Genomic DNA, 16,320 nt, shown 5'->3' with positions numbered 1-16,320 from the left:
GTTATTACAGCAAGCGTCCTGGGGCCCTGGCTTCATGCTGCCGCAACGCCCATTCCACATGCTCGCGCACCATCTCCGACGGATGCTCCCGCCGCGCTTTCAGCGCTTCGATCACCGGGATGGTAGACGGCGCATTGCCCAGTCCCACGGCCAGATTTCTGAGCCACCGCTCATACCCGGCGCGCCGCAACGGTGAGCCTTCGGTGTTGCTCAGGAAGGTCGTTTCATCCCACAAAAAAAGCGTCGTCAGTTCGGCGTTATCAAGGCCGTGGCGCGGCTTGAAGTCTGTCTGATCGGTGGGCCGGGCGAAGCGATTCCACGGGCAGACGATCTGGCAGTCATCGCAGCCAAACACCCGATTGCCGATCAGTGAGCGCAAGTCTTCGGGGATCGACGTCTTTAGCTCGATGGTCAGGTAGGAAATGCACTTGCGCGCATCCAGTACGTAGGGCCCGACGAACGCATTGGTCGGGCAGACGTCCAGGCACGCCGTGCAGCGCCCGCAATGCTCGGTGGCGTGTGGCGCGTCTACCGGCAGCGGCAGGTCGACGAACAGTTCGCTGAGGAAAAAATAACTCCCGGCCTTGCGATTGAGCACCAGGGTGTTCTTGCCGATCCAGCCCAGCCCGGCCTGTTCGGCGATGGCCTTCTCCAGCACCGGTGCGCTGTCGACGAACGCGCGAAACCCGAATGGCCCGATCGCCTGTTGAATACGCTCCGCCAGTTGCTGCACGCGCTTGCGGATCAGCTTGTGGTAATCACGGCCCAGCGCGTAACGGGAAACGTAGGCTTTCTCGGGCTGCCCCAGCAACTGAGCCATCTGCGTGTCGCCGGGAAGATAGTCCATGCGCAACGACACCACGCGCAGGGTTCCTGGCACCAGCTCGTCCGGATGCGAACGTTTGCTGCCATGCGCTGCCATATAGTCCATCTCGCCGTGGTACCCGGCGTCGAGCCATCGCTCCAAGTGCTGCTCATGCTCAGCCAGGTCCAGCCCCGAGATCCCGACTTGCTGAAAGCCAAGCTCGCGCCCCCACGCCTTGATCGATTGGGCAAGGTCGGTCAGCCCGGCCGCCGAGAGGGGCGTTGAGGCTGTGGATGGATCTACAGTTATCGCGGACATGCAAGGAGGACACCGGGGCGCAGGTGCGTATAATTCTGCCAGACATCGGAGCCCAAAGACGCATGTTGCACAGCAAACCCCCATTTCCCGACGCACTGTACAGCGCCGCTCAGGTGCGCGACCTCGACGCGCGCCTGATTGCCGCCGGCACGCCCGGTTTCGAGCTGATGCAACGGGCCGCCCATGCCGCGTGGCGGGCAATACGCCGCCGCTGGCCTGAGGACAAACAGCTGACAGTGATGGCCGGTCGCGGCAATAACGCTGGCGACGGCTATCTCATTGCTGCGCTGGCCCGACGTGCCGGTTGGCAAGTTAACGTGTTGGCCGTGGGTGATTGCGACGCGCTGGCCGGCGATGCCCGAACGGCCTATGAAGAGGCCATCGCCGCCAATGTCGATATTCAGCCATGGCAACAGCAGGCGCTGGCCGGCATCGTGGTCGATGCGCTGCTGGGCACCGGACTGACAGGTGACGTGCGCGCGCCTTACGCTACGGCCATCGAAGCCATCAACAACAGTGAGTTGCCGGTCGTGGCCGTCGATCTCCCTTCGGGACTGTGCGCGGACACGGGGCGAACCCTCGGTTGTGCAGTTCACGCCGATCTGACCGTCACCTTCATCGGCCTCAAGGTCGGGCTGTTCACCGGCGATGCGCCCGAGCTGGTGGGTGAGCTGGTGTTCGATGACTTGCAGGCGGACGCCGAGATCATTCGGCAGACGCCAGTGAGCGTCAAACGGCTGGATACTTTCAATCTGCCCACCCTGGCGCCTCGTTCACGCACTGCGCACAAGGGCATGTTCGGCCGCGTGCTGGTGGTGGGCGGCGACCGGGGTTTCGGCGGCGCGGCATTGCTCGCCACTGAAAGCACGCTGCGCACCGGCGCGGGCATGGTCACGCTGGCAACGCGGCCGGAACATGTCAGCGCCGCGCTGACGCGATTCCCCGAAGTCATGAGCGCCGGCATCAGCTCGGCCAACCAGATGCGCGCCTTGATCGAGCCCGCGTCGGTGCTGGTGGTCGGTCCGGGCCTCGGTCAGCACAGTTGGGGGAAAAGCCTGTTGTCGGCGGCTGCCAACGCGCCGTTGCCGCAGGTCTGGGATGCCGACGCATTGAATGAGCTGGCGACCGGCACGGTGCAACTGCCCGAGGGCAGCGTAATCACCCCGCATCCTGGCGAAGCCGCGCGGCTGCTGGGCACCGATACCAAACACATTCAAGCCGATCGTCCGGCTGCGGCGCGAGCGCTGGCTAAAAAATTTAACGCTGTATGCGTTTTAAAAGGCAGCGGCAGCCTGATCGCCAACCCTGCGGGTGACCTCTCACTGGCCAATCATGGCCATCCGGCGATGGCGACCGGCGGGCTGGGCGATGTGCTGTCCGGTGTCATCGGCGCGCTGATGGCGCAAAAGATGAGCGCCTACGACGCTGCCTGTCTGGGTGTCTGGCTGCACGCCCTCGCCGGTGAGCAATGTGGCGCCAGCGGGCGAGGGCTCGCTGCCGCTGATCTGATTCCTGTTATTCGCCAGCTTCTGGAGGAGCACCAACCGTGTCTGAGCTAACCCTGGAGCTCATGGGTGAAGAGGCCATGACCCACTTCGGCGCACGTATTGCCCAAGTGACTGAAAGCAATGGGATTATTTTTCTGGAGGGCGATCTGGGGGCGGGCAAGACCACGCTGTCCCGAGGGATCATTCGCGGCCTTGGCCATACTAGAGCGGTTAAAAGTCCGACGTTTACGCTGGTAGAACCTTACGAAATTGGGAGAAACCGCGCGTATCACTTTGATCTCTACCGACTTGTTGATCCAGAAGAGCTAGAATTCCTCGGCATCCGGGACTATTTCGAAGGCAATGCCCTTTGTCTCATCGAATGGCCCAATCTTGGTGCAGGCTTTTTGCCAAAGCCTGACCTGATCATTACCATAAGGCCGCTCGATCAAGGTCGAGCGCTGACGCTGAGCCCTAAAAGCTCCCGTGGTGAGCAGTGGTGTGCCGCTTTGGCGCCGTCGTTTAAATAGAAATTCATTAGATATGGGGTTTGGTATGCGCATGCGCGCGCTGGTTACTGTGATTGGACTGCTGCTGGCGACACTGGCTGTCGACGCGTTGGCCGCTTCACAGGTACGAAGTGTCCGCTTATGGCGTGCTCCGGATAACACTCGACTGGTTTTCGACCTGTCTGGCCCCGTTCAGCACAGCGTCTTCACGCTGCAGTCCCCTGATCGTCTGGTCATTGATATCAATGGCGCCACCCTGGGTGGGCCGCTGAACGTGCCGACAGCCAACACACCGATCACCAGCATGCGCTCGGCGCAGCGCACGCCTGACGACCTGCGCGTGGTGATCGACCTGAAAAAGGCGGTGACACCAAAGAGTTTCACCCTCGCGCCGAACCAGCAATACGGCAACCGTCTGGTCGTCGATCTGTACGACAACGCCGCCGATGCCAATCCGCCGCCGTCGGTTGCAGATACCCCGGCCACCGCTGCTCCGGCGACGCCTGCGGTCCCGGTCAGCCCGTCCAAGCCTGAAATCAAACTCACCCCTGTGCCGAATGGCAAGCGTGACATCGTCGTCGTCATCGATGCCGGTCACGGCGGCGAAGACCCGGGCGCGTCCGGCGGCCGCGGTGAGAAAGAAAAGAACGTCGTGCTCGCGATTGCCAAGGAGCTGCAGCGCCAGATCAACGGCGAGAAGGGCTATCGCGCAGAGCTGACCCGCACCGGCGACTACTTTATCCCGCTGCGTAAGCGCACGGAAATCGCACGCGCCAAGGGCGCTGATCTGTTCGTCTCCATTCACGCCGACGCGGCCCCTTCCTCGGCGGCGTTCGGGGCTTCGGTGTTTGCTTTGTCCGAGCGAGGCGCGACTTCTGAGACCGCACGCTGGCTGGCGGACAGTGAAAACCGTTCCGACTTGATCGGGGGCGCCGGGGCTGTGAGCCTCGATGACAAAGACCGCATGCTCGCCGGCGTACTGCTTGATCTGTCGATGACCGCGTCGCTGACTTCAAGCCTCAACGTCGGCCAGAAGGTTCTGACCAACATCGGCCGCGTGACCTCGTTGCACAAATCCCGCGTCGAGCAGGCCGGCTTCATGGTGCTGAAGTCGCCGGACATTCCGTCGATTCTGGTCGAGACCGGCTTTATCTCCAACGCGGCGGAAGCGAACAAGCTGGAAGGTGCAAGCCACCAGCAAGCGTTGGCGCGTTCCATCACCGCCGGCGTGAAGCAATTCTTCCAGCAGAATCCGCCGCAAGGTACGTACATCGCCTGGCTGCGGGACAACGGCAAACTCGCCATGGGTGCGCGCGAGCACACGGTCCGTCCCGGCGAATCGCTGAGCATGATCGCGGCGCGCTACGACATGACCATGCCGATGCTTCGCACCGCCAATCATTTAAGTTCTGACGAATTAAAAGTCGGCCAGCAACTGAGAATCCCCAGCGCAGAACTGGCAGGTGAGCCGTGACTGACCTGTTGCTCGGTGATCAGGAACTGGATGTCAGCGTAAGCGCGGATTTGCCTGCTGCAGAAGCCGCGCGTATCCAGCTGCTCAGCCCACGGCTTGCCAACCAGATTGCTGCGGGCGAGGTCGTCGAGCGACCGGCATCAGTAATCAAGGAACTGCTCGAAAATAGCCTCGATTCCGGCGCGCGTCGTATCGATGTCGACGTTGAGCAGGCCGGCATCAAGCTGCTGCGTGTTCGCGACGACGGTGGCGGCATTTCTTCGGATGACCTGCCCCTGGCGCTGGCCCGACATGCCACCAGTAAGATCCGCGAGCTGGAAGACCTTGAGCGCGTCATGAGCCTTGGTTTCCGGGGTGAGGCGCTGGCCTCGATCAGCTCCGTGGCCCGTCTGACCCTGACGTCGCGCACCCGCGATGCTGATCAGGCGTGGCAGGTCGAGACCGAAGGCCGCGACATGGCTTCGCGCGTTCAGCCTGCTGCGCATCCTGTCGGCACCTCTGTTGAAGTCCGCGACCTGTTCTTCAACACCCCTGCGCGGCGCAAGTTTCTCAAGGCCGAGAAAACCGAGTTCGATCATCTCCAGGAAGTCATCAAGCGCATGGCGCTGGCGCGTTTCGACGTTGCCTTTCACTTGCGCCACAACGGCAAGACCGTCCTGAGCCTGCACGAAGCGCGCGATGACGTATCGCGTGCGCGACGGGTGTCGGCTATTTGCGGCCCCGGGTTTCTGGAACAGGCGCTGCCGATCGAGGTCGAGCGCAACGGGCTGAGGTTATGGGGTTGGGTCGGACTGCCGACGTTCTCCCGCAGTCAGGCCGATCTGCAGTATTTCTTCGTCAACGGCCGCGCGGTCCGCGACAAACTGGTTGCCCACGCGGTGCGTCAAGCTTATCGCGACGTATTGTTCAACGGCCGGCATCCGACCTTCGTGCTGTTTTTCGAAGTCGATCCGGCAGTCGTCGACGTTAACGTTCACCCGACCAAGCATGAAGTGCGGTTCCGCGATGGGCGCATGGTTCACGATTTCCTCTACGGTACGCTGCATCGGGCGCTCGGCGATGTACGGCCTGAGGATCAGCTTGCAGGTACGACCTCGGTCACCGCGCTGGTGCGCCCAAGCAGGCCGGATGCCGGCGAGTTCGGGCCCCAGGGCGAAATGCGCTTGGCCAATAACGTGCTCGAGACGCCACAGGGTCAGGCCTGGAACCCGCCCGCCGGATCCGCCCCCGGCTCTGGCAGCGGCGCGGGTTATCAGTATCAGTACACGCCGCGGCCGTCGTCGGTGCTTCCGGCTGAAGAGGCGCGTGCCGCTTACAGCGAATTCTTTGCCCCGCTGCCCGGCGCCCAGGCTCCGGTGGGTGCAGGCAGCGTCGCGTTGCCCGACTCCCAAGGCGATGTGCCGCCGCTGGGTTATGCCCTCGCTCAGCTCAAGGGCATTTATATCCTCGCGGAAAACGCCCACGGCCTGGTGCTGGTGGACATGCACGCCGCCCATGAGCGGATCATGTATGAACGTTTGAAGATCGCCATGGCCAGCGAAGGCCTGAGCGGTCAGCCGCTGCTGGTGCCGGAGTCCATCGCGGTCAGCCAGCGAGAGGCCGACTGCGCCGAAGAGCATATGACGACCTTCCAGCAACTGGGCTTCGAATTACAGCGCCTGGGGCCAGAGACGCTCGCGATACGGCAGATACCTGCACTGCTCAAGCAGGCTGAGGCGAATCGACTGGTGCACGACGTGCTGGGCGATCTGATGGAGTACGGCACCAGCGACCGCGTTCAGGCGCACATGAATGAACTGCTGGGCACCATGGCGTGCCACGGCGCGATTCGCGCCAACCGGCGTCTGGCCATTCCGGAAATGAACGGCCTGCTGCGTGACATGGAAAACACCGAGCGCAGCGGTCAATGCAACCACGGACGGCCCACCTGGACCCAGCTGGGTCTGGATGATCTGGACAAACTATTCCTGCGCGGTCGCTGATGAGTGCTCTTCCTCCGGCCATCTTTCTGATGGGGCCGACCGCCGCCGGGAAAACCGATCTCGCCATCGAGCTGACCAAGGTGCTTCCGTGTGAGCTGATCAGCGTGGATTCCGCGCTGGTGTATCGCGGCATGGACATCGGCACCGCCAAGCCATCAAAGGCACTTCTGGAAAAGTATCCGCACCGGCTCATCGATATTCTCGACCCCGGCCAAAGCTACTCTGCGGCGGATTTTCGAACCGATGCCTTGCAGGCGATGGGGGAAATTACCGCCCGGGGAAAAATTCCCCTGCTGGTGGGCGGCACGATGTTGTATTTCAAGGCTCTACTGGAAGGCCTGGCCGATATGCCTGCGGCTGACGCCGAGATTCGTGCGCAGATTGAGGCGCAAGCGGCCAGTCAGGGTTGGCAGGCACTGCATGATGAGCTGGCGAGCGTCGATCCGGTATCGGCAGCGAGAATTCACCCCAACGATCCTCAGCGGCTGGTTCGTGCGCTGGAAGTCTTTCGGGTTAGCGGAATGAGCATGACCGCGCACCGTGAACAACAAAGTGCGCAAAGTGCTCAAGCGAGCGCTTCGGGGCGTCATCAATTGCCCTATACTGTCGCAAATCTCGCGATCGCACCGACGGATCGCAAGGTGCTCCACGACCGAATTGCTGTGCGTTTCAGGCAAATGCTTGATGAAGGATTCGTTGAAGAAGTCGTAGCGCTACGTTCGAGGGGTGATCTGCAATCGAATTTACCGTCTATAAGAGCTGTAGGGTATCGCCAGGTCTGGGATCATCTGGACGGCAAGCTGACTCGGGACGAGATGCAGGAACGCGGCATCATTGCCACGCGCCAGTTGGCCAAGAGGCAGTTCACCTGGTTGCGCAGCTGGCAGGATTTGCACTGGTTGGACAGCCTGGCTAGCGACAATCTGTCACGCGCCTTGAAATACCTGGGGTCGGTCTCCATATTGAGCTGAGTCCTTGCAATAGCCGTCTATCCTTGGGGGATAGCCTTCGGGAGGTAGCGGCCCAAGCCAACGTTTTCGAAATTTATTCTATTGATCCTTAAAGGAGTGCGGCACATGTCAAAAGGGCATTCGCTACAAGACCCTTACCTGAACACTTTGCGTAAAGAAAAGGTTGGGGTTTCGATCTATCTGGTAAACGGCATCAAGCTGCAAGGCACTATCGAATCTTTTGACCAGTTCGTTATTTTGCTGAAGAACACTGTCAGCCAAATGGTCTACAAACACGCCATCTCGACTGTCGTTCCTGTCCGCCCGATTCGTCTGCCTAGCGCTACCGAATCCGAGCAGGCTGACGCCGAGCCAGGTAACGCCTGATAGGAGTCTGCTTTGTTCTTTGAGCGCCACAGTGGTGGTGAGCGGGCGATCCTCGTTCACTTGGATGGTCAGGACCCTGAGGCGCGCGAAGATCCGCAGGAGTTCAGGGAACTGGCGCTGTCGGCCGGTGCCGATATTGTCTCGTTCGTCAACGTGCCAAGACATCGGCCTACGGCCAAGTATCTGGTGGGCAGCGGCAAGGTCGAGGAATTACGCGACCTGGTCAAAACCGAAAAATCAGATATCGTCATCTTCAATCATGTCCTTACCCCCAGTCAGGAACGTAACCTCGAACGTGTTTTCGAGTGTCGCGTGCTTGACCGTACGGGCCTGATTCTCGACATCTTCGCCCAACGGGCGCGCACCCACGAAGGCAAGCTGCAGGTCGAACTGGCCCAGCTTGAGCACATGAGTACGCGGCTGGTCCGTGGCTGGACTCACCTTGAGCGTCAGGGCGGTGGTATCGGTCTGCGCGGCCCGGGTGAAACCCAGCTTGAAACGGACCGACGTCTGTTGCGTGTGCGCCTGCGTCAGATCAAGGGCCGGCTTGAAAAAGTCCGCAGTCAGCGTGATCAGGCTCGTCGTGGCCGGTCCCGCGCCGATATCCCTACGGTGTCGATCGTTGGCTATACCAACGCCGGCAAGTCAACGCTGTTCAATGCGGTGACCGACTCCGACGTCTACGCGGCGGATCAACTGTTCGCGACCCTCGACCCGACCCTGCGCCGCCTTGAAGTCAAAGACCTCGGGCCGATTGTGCTGGCCGATACGGTGGGTTTTATCCGCCATTTGCCGCACAAGCTGGTCGAGGCCTTTCGGGCTACGCTCGAAGAATCGAGCAACTCCGATCTGCTGCTGCATGTGATCGACGCTCACGAGCCCGATCGCCTTGAGCAGATCGAGCAGGTCATGGTGGTGCTGGGCGAGATTGGCGCCCAGGACTTGCCGATGCTCGAGGTCTATAACAAACTCGATCTGCTCGAAGGGGTGGAGCCGCAGATTCAACGCGATGCTGATGGCAAGCCGCAGCGGGTCTGGGTTTCTGCCCGTGACGGACGCGGTCTGGATTTGCTCAGGCAAGCCATCGCTGAAGTATTGGGCAATGATCTCTTTGTGGGGACGTTGCGCCTGACGCAGGAGTTCGCCCGGTTGCGTGCCCAGTTTTTCAACTTGGGCGCGGTGCAGAGCGAAGAACACGACGAAGAAGGCCAGAGTCTTCTGGCTGTTCGGTTACCCCGAGTTGAATTCAATCGCCTGGTGAGTCGCGAAGGACTGCAGCCGCTCGAATTCATCGAGCAACACACTTTGCAATAAAAGCCTGACAAAGCGGTTGTACCGCTTTGACGGGCATTCTGTAGCATTGGTCGGCGCGCCGCGGGCGCGTCTTTGCTTTATCAGATGGAGAGCGCTATGGCTTGGAATGAGCCGGGTGGCAACTCGAATAATCAGGATCCTTGGGGTGGTAAGCGCAAGGGCGGCGACCGCAAGGGGCCACCGGATCTCGACGAGGCCTTCCGTAAGCTGCAGGAAATCCTGAATGGGTTGTTCGGTGGTGGCAAGAAACGCAGTGGCGATGGCGGCGGCAGCGGCGGTGGATCGAGCAAGGGCGGTGGCCTTGGCCTGCTCGGCATCGGTCTGGTCGTGCTGCTCGCCATCTGGCTGTACAACGCAATCTATGTGGTCGACGAGCAAGAGCAGGCCGTTGTGCTGCGCTTCGGCAAGTATTACGAAACCGTCGGGCCGGGTCTGAACATCTATTTCCCGCCGTTCGATCGCAAGTACCTCGAAAACGTGACGCGCGAACGTGCGTACAGCAAGCAGGGCCAGATGCTTACCGAAGACGAGAACATCGTCGAAGTGCCACTGACCGTGCAGTACAAAATTACCAATCTGCAGGATTTCGTGCTGAACGTTGATCAGCCTGAAGTCAGCCTGCAGCATGCGACCGAAAGTGCCTTGCGTCATGTCGTCGGTTCGACCGCCATGGATCAGGTGCTGACTGAAGGTCGTGAGTTGATGGCCAGCGAAATCAAGGAGCGGCTGCAGCGCTTCCTCGATACCTATCGCACCGGCATCACCGTGACTCAGGTCAACGTGCAGAGCGCTGCGGCGCCACGCGAAGTCCAGGAAGCGTTCGATGACGTGATCCGCGCCCGTGAAGACGAGCAACGCTCACGCAACCAGGCTGAAACCTACGCAAACGGTGTGATTCCGGAGGCGCGTGGTCAGGCTCAGCGTATCGTCGAAGACGCCAACGGTTATCGCGATGAAGTGGTCTCTCGAGCCAAGGGTGAGGCGGATCGCTTTACCAAGCTGGTTGCCGAGTACCGCAAGGCACCGGAAGTCACGCGTGAGCGTCTGTATCTGGACACCATGCAGGAAGTCTTCAGCAACACCAGCAAGGTACTCGTGACCGGCGACAAAGGTCAGAACAACCTGCTTTACCTGCCGTTGGACAAAATGATCGATAGCAGCCGTAACGGTTCCAATTCGTCTACCGCCGGCGGCGCCGCTGCTGCACCGGCAGACCCGGGCTCACGGGCAGCAGACATGCAACAGCAGCGTGACACGCGCACTAGGGAGACTCGCTGATGAGCAATAAATCTCTGGTTGCCCTGATTGTCTGCGTCGTGTTGGCCGTGGTCGCATGGAACAGCTTCTACATCGTCGCTCAGACCGAGCGCGCGGTGCTGCTGCAGTTCGGTCGCGTGGTTCAGGCGGATGTTTCGCCAGGCCTGCACGTGAAGATTCCCTACGTGAATCAGGTGCGTAAGTTCGATGGTCGCTTGATGACCCTTGATGCGCCGACTCAGCGTTTCCTGACGCTCGAAAAGAAAGCCGTGATGGTTGATGCCTATGCCAAGTGGCGTGTGAAGGACGCTGAGCGTTTCTACACCGCGACATCCGGCCTGAAGCAGATCGCCGATGAGCGCCTTTCCCGTCGTCTCGAGTCTGGTCTGCGCGACCAGTTCGGCAAGCGCACCCTGCACGAGGTGGTCTCGGGTGAGCGTGACGCGCTGATGGCTGACATCACTGCGTCGCTCAACACCATGGCCGGCAAAGAGCTGGGCATCGAAGTTGTCGATGTCCGGGTCAAGGCTATCGATCTGCCGAAGGAAGTGAATCGCAGTGTGTTCGAGCGCATGAGCACCGAGCGTGAGCGTGAAGCCCGCGAGCATCGCGCCAAGGGTAACGAACTGGCTGAGGGCATTCGTGCCGACGCTGATCGTCAGCGCCGCGTTCTGTTGGCTGAGGCGTATCGCGAGTCTGAAGAGGCCCGCGGTGATGGTGATGCTCAGGCGTCCGCGATCTACTCCAAGGCCTACGGTCAGGATCAGGAGTTCTACGCGTTCTACCGTAGCCTTCGCGCCTACCGTGAAAGCTTCGCCAACAAAAGCGACGTGATGGTGCTTGACCCAGGCAGCGAGTTTTTCCGCTATCTGCAAAAGTCCAAGCCGTAATCGCATCAGCACTTGATCACTCCGCCGGGCGGCAAAACTACCCGTCGGGGTGATCGCGCGACAAAACGTGTGTATGATGCGGCAGCCGGGAAATTCCCGGCTTTTTTGCGTCTGCACGATTGATTGGCCGTGGCGTGTTCCGTGCGCGGCAGTTTTTTCGAGGACAGTGTTCAAGCTATTGCGGCGCATCAGGCAGGGGAGGTTTCCTTGTCCTGCGTCCGTAGAATGCTGTCTGCTTCACTCAAGGCTTGCCCAAGGGCCGGCCGCCCGGATCATAGGGGAAAGGCGTAATGGCAACGGTTGACCGCTGGCTGCTGCCGGATGGCATCGAAGAAGTACTGCCGCCGGAAGCTGCGCGTATTGAAGTCGCGCGTCGTCAGGTGCTGGATCTGTTTCAGAGCTGGGGCTACGAGTTTGTCGTCACCCCGCACATCGAATACCTCGAATCGCTGCTCACCGGTGCGGGCCAGGATCTGGATCTGCGCACCTTTAAAGTCGTCGACCCGCAATCGGGTCGGCAGATGGGGTTCCGCGCGGACATCACGCCGCAGGTCGCCCGCATCGACGCACACACTTTGCGCCGTGAAGGCCCGAGCCGTCTCTGCTACGCAGGCAGCGTGCTGCATGCCCAGCCGCGTGCGTTGTCGTCCTCGCGCAGCCCGATCCAGCTGGGTGCCGAGCTGTACGGAGATGCGAGCCCAAGCAGCGACGTCGAAGTCATCAGCCTCATGTTGGCGATGCTGCAACTGGCTGACGTGCCGGACGTCCATATGGACCTGGGCCATGTCGGGATTTACCGCGGTCTCGCCCGCGCTGCCGGGTTGTCCGGCGAAGTAGAACAACAGCTGTTTGATGCACTTCAGCGCAAAGCCATCGACGAGGTCATTGCGTTGACCGAAGGTCTGTCGGCGGATCTGGCCAGCATGCTGCGCGCGCTGGTGGATCTGTGTGGCGACCGTAGCGTGTTGGCGCAGGCTCGCGACCGTCTGGCGAATGCGCCGGCGCCGGTCATCGAAGCGCTGGATGATCTGCAGGAAATCGCCGAACGTCTGTCGGCCCGGTTTCCTGAGCTACCGTTGTATTTTGACCTCGGCGAGTTGCGCGGCTACCACTACCACACCGGTGTGGTGTTTGCGGTGTTCGTGCCGGGTGTTGGCCAGTCGATCGCCCAGGGTGGTCGGTATGATGACATTGGTGCCGACTTCGGTCGCGCCCGCCCGGCGACGGGGTTTTCCACCGATCTGAAAACCCTGGTGACACGCGGTCAGGCGCAGATCGAGCTACCGTCAGGCGGTATCTGGATGCCGGACAGCACTGATGCGGTGCTGTGGCAGAAGGTCTGTCAGCTGCGCGCAGAAGGTCAGCGTGTGGTTCAGGCCTTGCCAGGCCAACCGGTTTCAGCGGCGCAAGACGCCGACTGCGATCGGCAATTGATTCAGCAGGGCGAGCGTTGGCAGGTAATGCCGCTGGCCTCTTGAGTTTCCCCGCCGGCCGCTGCCGGCACCAAGTTTGCGCGAATGAGGACAAGTGTTATGGGTAAGAATGTCGTAGTCCTGGGCACCCAATGGGGTGATGAGGGCAAAGGCAAGATCGTTGATCTGCTGACCGAACATGCAACCGCGGTAGTGCGCTATCAAGGCGGCCACAACGCTGGCCACACGCTGGTGATCGACGGCGAGAAAACCGTCCTGCACCTGATTCCGTCCGGCGTTCTGCGCGAAGGCGTGCAGTGCCTGATCGGCAACGGTGTGGTTGTTGCGCCTGATGCACTCATGCGCGAAATCACCAAGCTGGAAGAGAAAGGCATTCCGGTGCGCGAGCGTCTGCGCATCAGCCCGTCCTGCCCGCTGATCCTGTCCTATCACGTGGCCCTTGATCAGGCCCGTGAAAAAGCCCGTGGCGAGCACAAGATCGGCACGACCGGTCGTGGCATCGGCCCGGCTTACGAAGACAAGGTTGCGCGTCGTGGCCTGCGCATTGGTGATCTGTTCCACCGCGAACGCTTCGCCGCCAAGCTGGGCGAGCTGCTGGATTACCACAACTTCGTTCTGGTGAATTACTACAAAGAGCCGGCCATCGACTTCCAGAAGACACTCGACGAGTGCATGGAATACGCCGAGCTGCTCAAGCCGATGATGCTCGACGTGACCGCTACGCTGCACGAAATGCGTCGCGCCGGCAAAGACATCATGTTCGAAGGTGCCCAGGGTTCGTTGCTGGACATCGACCACGGTACCTACCCGTACGTCACTAGCTCGAACACCACTGCCGGCGGCATCGCCACCGGTTCGGGCATGGGTCCGATGTACCTGGATTACATCCTGGGCATCACCAAGGCCTACACCACTCGCGTGGGTTCGGGTCCGTTCCCGACGGAGCTGTTCGACGACGTCGGCGCGTTCCTGGCCAAGCGTGGCCACGAGTTCGGTGCAACCACCGGCCGAGCCCGCCGCTGTGGTTGGTTCGACGCTGTTATCCTGCGCCGCGCCATCGACGTCAACAGCATCTCGGGCATCTGCCTGACCAAGCTGGACGTGCTTGACGGTCTCGAGACCATCAACATCTGCGTGGGCTACAAGAACGAGAACGGTGCAGTGATCGACGCCCCGACCGACGCTGACAGCTACATCGGCCTGGAGCCGGTGTACGAAGAAGTGCCGGGCTGGTCCGAGTCGACCCTGGGTGCCAAGACCCTGGAAGAGCTGCCTGCCAACGCTCGCGCTTACATCAAGCGCCTTGAAGAACTGGTTGGCGCACCGATCGACATTATTTCGACGGGGCCTGATCGCAACGAGACGATCGTTCTGCGTCACCCGTTCGATTGATAAGTCGTTGAAACACAAACAAAGGGTCGCTTCGGCGGCCCTTTGTTTTGCCCGTTGACTTGCACCTCAATCAAACCCGCCACTGCGGCACGACCCTTGCTGTGATTCCACGTATTACGCGATGCCATCATTTTAATGGCGTGTGTTGTGGGGGATTTCCTGTGTCGGCTGTTACTTCTCTTCTACGCAGCCGCTTGCTGCGGCCCGTATTCATTGCTCTCGGTATTGCCCTTGTGGTGCAGGTGCTGGTTGCCGTCGCCCTCACTCGGAGCACCGTTACTGCGCTCGAAGCTGAACTGGCGGCGCGGCTGAGTGTAGATTCGCAACACTTGACCGGCGAACTGGAACAGGCAAGCCGCGACGTAACGTCCAGTCTGGACAGTCTTTCGCAAAATACACGTCAGCGCCTGAGCGCGGGCCTGTCGACGCGTCTGAAAGATGAACAGAAGCAACTGCGTGCGACGCTGGAGAAAGACCTGCGGGATTCAGCGACGGACATGGCCGAGCTGCTGGCTGCTGTCGCGCCACGGGCAATGTGGGATGGCGATACGCCGACGCTGTCGGAGTTCGCGCGCCGTGCGCAACGCAATCCGAACGTGCTTTTTGTGGTCTACGACGATGCTCAAGGTGAGCACCTGACGCGTTATCTGAATCGCGAGAACGAATCGATCAAGGCCCTGCTGGCGAAAGGCGAAGGCGAGCGTGCCATGGACAAGGTCCTGAATGCGGCGCAGAAGGATCCTTCGGTTTATTACGTCGAGGCTTCGATCAGCCCCAACGGTGTGGAAATCGGCAAAGTACGCATGGGCGTATCGACCACGTCGGTGGAAGAGAATCTGGCGGCGCTGGACAAACGCTTCGTTGCGTTGATCGGCAGCGGTGATCAACTGGTTTCGGAAAGTCTGGGCGGCGCTGCGGCCGAGAGTTCTGCCGCATTGCGCTCGCGTCTGCAAACGGCGCAAGCGTCGGCCACTGCGATGGCAACCAATACCAGTTCTGCTGTCCAGGAGGCTGCGTCCACGTTGCGCTGGAGAATCGGCGTCGGGCTGTCTCTGGTGGGACTCGGTGTGCTGGTGGTGTTGGCCATCGTGCTGGGGCGCCGCGTCGTTTTGCGCTTGCAGTTGCTCAATCGTGCGCTGGATGATCTGGCAGCAGGCGAAGGCGATCTGACCAAGCGCGTCAAACTCAACAGCAACGATGAGATAGGCGATATGGCTGCGGCGGTGAACCGCTTCGTAGACAAATTGCAGCCGATCGTTCGAGAGGCGGGCGATGTGGCGCAACAGACGGGGGTTGAGATCGGCGCCATGAGCAAACGCAATGCGGGCGCCGGCGCTGCCGCCGAGTTGCAGCGTGATGAAGTGGCTGCCAGCCTTCAAGCGCTGGCGCAGATGGCTGACGAGGCGCAGGCCGAGAGCCAGGCGATGCAGGCAGCATTGCGGCAGGTGGTGGACATTCGTCAGGCGACCGATGAAAACACACGCACCTCCAATCAGGTGGGCAGCCTGATTGAGGCGCTGGCCGGGCAGGTGGAGACCGGTTCCCAAGTCATCGAGCGGCTGGCGCAGCAAAGCCAGCAGATTGAAGTGGTGCTGGAAGTGATCCATGGCATCGCCGAGCAAACCAACCTGCTTGCCCTCAACGCGGCCATTGAGGCAGCGCGTGCGGGCGAGACCGGTCGAGGTTTCGCCGTTGTCGCCGATGAAGTGCGCGCGTTGGCGAGCAAGACGCAAAGCTCAACGGGCGATATTCAGGAACACATCGCCAAGCTGCAGTCCGGGGCACGCGAAGCGGTGGCAACGATTGGTCTGGCCGGGCGTCAGGCCAAAGAAGGCTTGGCGGTATTGAAGGACAGCGCGCGGCTACAGCAGTCGGTGCAGTTGTCTGTCGAGCAGGTTCATGCGGCGATTGGTTTAGCGACTCGTGCGGCAGAGCATCAGGCTCAAGGCGCACAAGCAGTACGCGGGCGCGTAGAAGTCATCCACGCTCAAGCCGAGAAGGCTGCGCAGGCCGTGGTGGAAACAACCGCCAGCGGCAAGACGCTGGACAGGCTTGCTGCTCAGCTCAAGGCGAGTCTTGGGCAGTTCCGCGCGTAGTCGCCTGTACGGACCGGGGTATTGCA

Annotated in this window: 13 protein-coding genes; 12 read left to right on the top strand and 1 reads right to left on the bottom strand. The window is 60.9% G+C overall.

Features of this window, described 5'->3' with window-relative positions; translation table 11 throughout:
- Positions 1-4: 4 nt before the first annotated feature.
- Positions 5-1,123: a tRNA epoxyqueuosine(34) reductase QueG gene (queG, locus tag AC07RO_RS17765; RefSeq protein ID WP_495086697.1), complete on the bottom strand. Its 1,119-nt coding sequence runs from the start codon at positions 1,121-1,123 to the stop codon at positions 5-7.
- A gap of 62 nt (positions 1,124-1,185) precedes the next feature.
- On the opposite strand from queG, the gene AC07RO_RS17760 reads away from it, so the two are divergent.
- The 12 genes from AC07RO_RS17760 to AC07RO_RS17705 all read left to right on the top strand — a co-directional run bounded on the left by AC07RO_RS17760 (position 1,186) and on the right by AC07RO_RS17705 (position 16,294).
- On the top strand, positions 1,186-2,682 hold the full coding sequence (locus AC07RO_RS17760) for an NAD(P)H-hydrate dehydratase (protein WP_495086696.1): 1,497 nt from the start codon (positions 1,186-1,188) through the stop codon (positions 2,680-2,682).
- Positions 2,670-3,140, top strand: a complete 471-nt coding sequence (tsaE, locus tag AC07RO_RS17755) for a tRNA (adenosine(37)-N6)-threonylcarbamoyltransferase complex ATPase subunit type 1 TsaE (RefSeq protein WP_495086695.1) — start codon at positions 2,670-2,672, stop codon at positions 3,138-3,140. The genes AC07RO_RS17760 and tsaE overlap by 13 nt, the downstream gene beginning before the upstream one ends.
- Before the next feature lie 13 nt (positions 3,141-3,153).
- The gene (locus tag AC07RO_RS17750) at positions 3,154-4,593 is read left to right on the top strand and encodes an N-acetylmuramoyl-L-alanine amidase (protein ID WP_463583883.1); all 1,440 of its coding nucleotides are present in this window, start codon (positions 3,154-3,156) and stop codon (positions 4,591-4,593) included.
- Positions 4,594-4,643: 50 nt separating this feature from the next.
- On the top strand, positions 4,644-6,575 hold the full coding sequence (gene mutL, locus AC07RO_RS17745) for a DNA mismatch repair endonuclease MutL (RefSeq protein WP_495086736.1): 1,932 nt from the start codon (positions 4,644-4,646) through the stop codon (positions 6,573-6,575).
- Complete coding sequence (gene miaA / locus AC07RO_RS17740; protein WP_495086694.1) at positions 6,575-7,546, top strand: tRNA (adenosine(37)-N6)-dimethylallyltransferase MiaA; 972 nt, start codon at positions 6,575-6,577, stop codon at positions 7,544-7,546. Before mutL ends, miaA begins: the two co-directional genes overlap by 1 nt.
- Before the next feature lie 105 nt (positions 7,547-7,651).
- Positions 7,652-7,912: an RNA chaperone Hfq gene (gene hfq, locus AC07RO_RS17735; protein ID WP_019691505.1), complete on the top strand. Its 261-nt coding sequence runs from the start codon at positions 7,652-7,654 to the stop codon at positions 7,910-7,912.
- 12 nt (positions 7,913-7,924) lie between these two features.
- Positions 7,925-9,226 (top strand): ribosome rescue GTPase HflX, encoded by a 1,302-nt coding sequence (gene hflX, locus AC07RO_RS17730; RefSeq protein ID WP_192171093.1) that lies wholly within the window; start codon positions 7,925-7,927, stop codon positions 9,224-9,226.
- A gap of 96 nt (positions 9,227-9,322) precedes the next feature.
- Positions 9,323-10,504 (top strand): FtsH protease activity modulator HflK, encoded by a 1,182-nt coding sequence (hflK, locus tag AC07RO_RS17725; RefSeq protein WP_495086693.1) that lies wholly within the window; start codon positions 9,323-9,325, stop codon positions 10,502-10,504.
- Positions 10,504-11,373, top strand: coding sequence for a protease modulator HflC (hflC, locus tag AC07RO_RS17720; RefSeq protein WP_122533818.1), 870 nt, complete (start codon positions 10,504-10,506; stop codon positions 11,371-11,373). The genes hflK and hflC overlap by 1 nt, the downstream gene beginning before the upstream one ends.
- Positions 11,374-11,663: 290 nt before the next feature.
- Positions 11,664-12,851 (top strand): ATP phosphoribosyltransferase regulatory subunit, encoded by a 1,188-nt coding sequence (locus AC07RO_RS17715; protein ID WP_495086692.1) that lies wholly within the window; start codon positions 11,664-11,666, stop codon positions 12,849-12,851.
- A gap of 54 nt (positions 12,852-12,905) precedes the next feature.
- Positions 12,906-14,198, top strand: a complete 1,293-nt coding sequence (locus AC07RO_RS17710) for an adenylosuccinate synthase (protein ID WP_122533816.1) — start codon at positions 12,906-12,908, stop codon at positions 14,196-14,198.
- Between the two features lie 161 nt (positions 14,199-14,359).
- Positions 14,360-16,294 (top strand): methyl-accepting chemotaxis protein, encoded by a 1,935-nt coding sequence (locus tag AC07RO_RS17705; protein ID WP_495086691.1) that lies wholly within the window; start codon positions 14,360-14,362, stop codon positions 16,292-16,294.
- Positions 16,295-16,320 lie beyond the last annotated feature (26 nt).

This window comes from Pseudomonas sp. GW821-FHT07F05 (assembly GCF_059418765.1).
Note: the sequence above shows the minus strand (reverse complement) of the source record. Positions and strands in the feature narration are given on the sequence as shown.

Coding starts and splice junctions, on each gene's coding strand:
- queG (WP_495086697.1), bottom strand. CDS start 1,123: ATGTCCGCGATAACTGTAGATCCATCCACAGCCTCAACGCCCCTCTCG.
- AC07RO_RS17760 (WP_495086696.1), top strand. CDS start 1,186: ATGTTGCACAGCAAACCCCCATTTCCCGACGCACTGTACAGCGCCGCT.
- AC07RO_RS17750 (WP_463583883.1), top strand. CDS start 3,154: ATGGGGTTTGGTATGCGCATGCGCGCGCTGGTTACTGTGATTGGACTG.
- miaA (WP_495086694.1), top strand. CDS start 6,575: ATGAGTGCTCTTCCTCCGGCCATCTTTCTGATGGGGCCGACCGCCGCC.
- hfq (WP_019691505.1), top strand. CDS start 7,652: ATGTCAAAAGGGCATTCGCTACAAGACCCTTACCTGAACACTTTGCGT.
- hflK (WP_495086693.1), top strand. CDS start 9,323: ATGGCTTGGAATGAGCCGGGTGGCAACTCGAATAATCAGGATCCTTGG.
- hflC (WP_122533818.1), top strand. CDS start 10,504: ATGAGCAATAAATCTCTGGTTGCCCTGATTGTCTGCGTCGTGTTGGCC.
- AC07RO_RS17715 (WP_495086692.1), top strand. CDS start 11,664: ATGGCAACGGTTGACCGCTGGCTGCTGCCGGATGGCATCGAAGAAGTA.
- AC07RO_RS17710 (WP_122533816.1), top strand. CDS start 12,906: ATGGGTAAGAATGTCGTAGTCCTGGGCACCCAATGGGGTGATGAGGGC.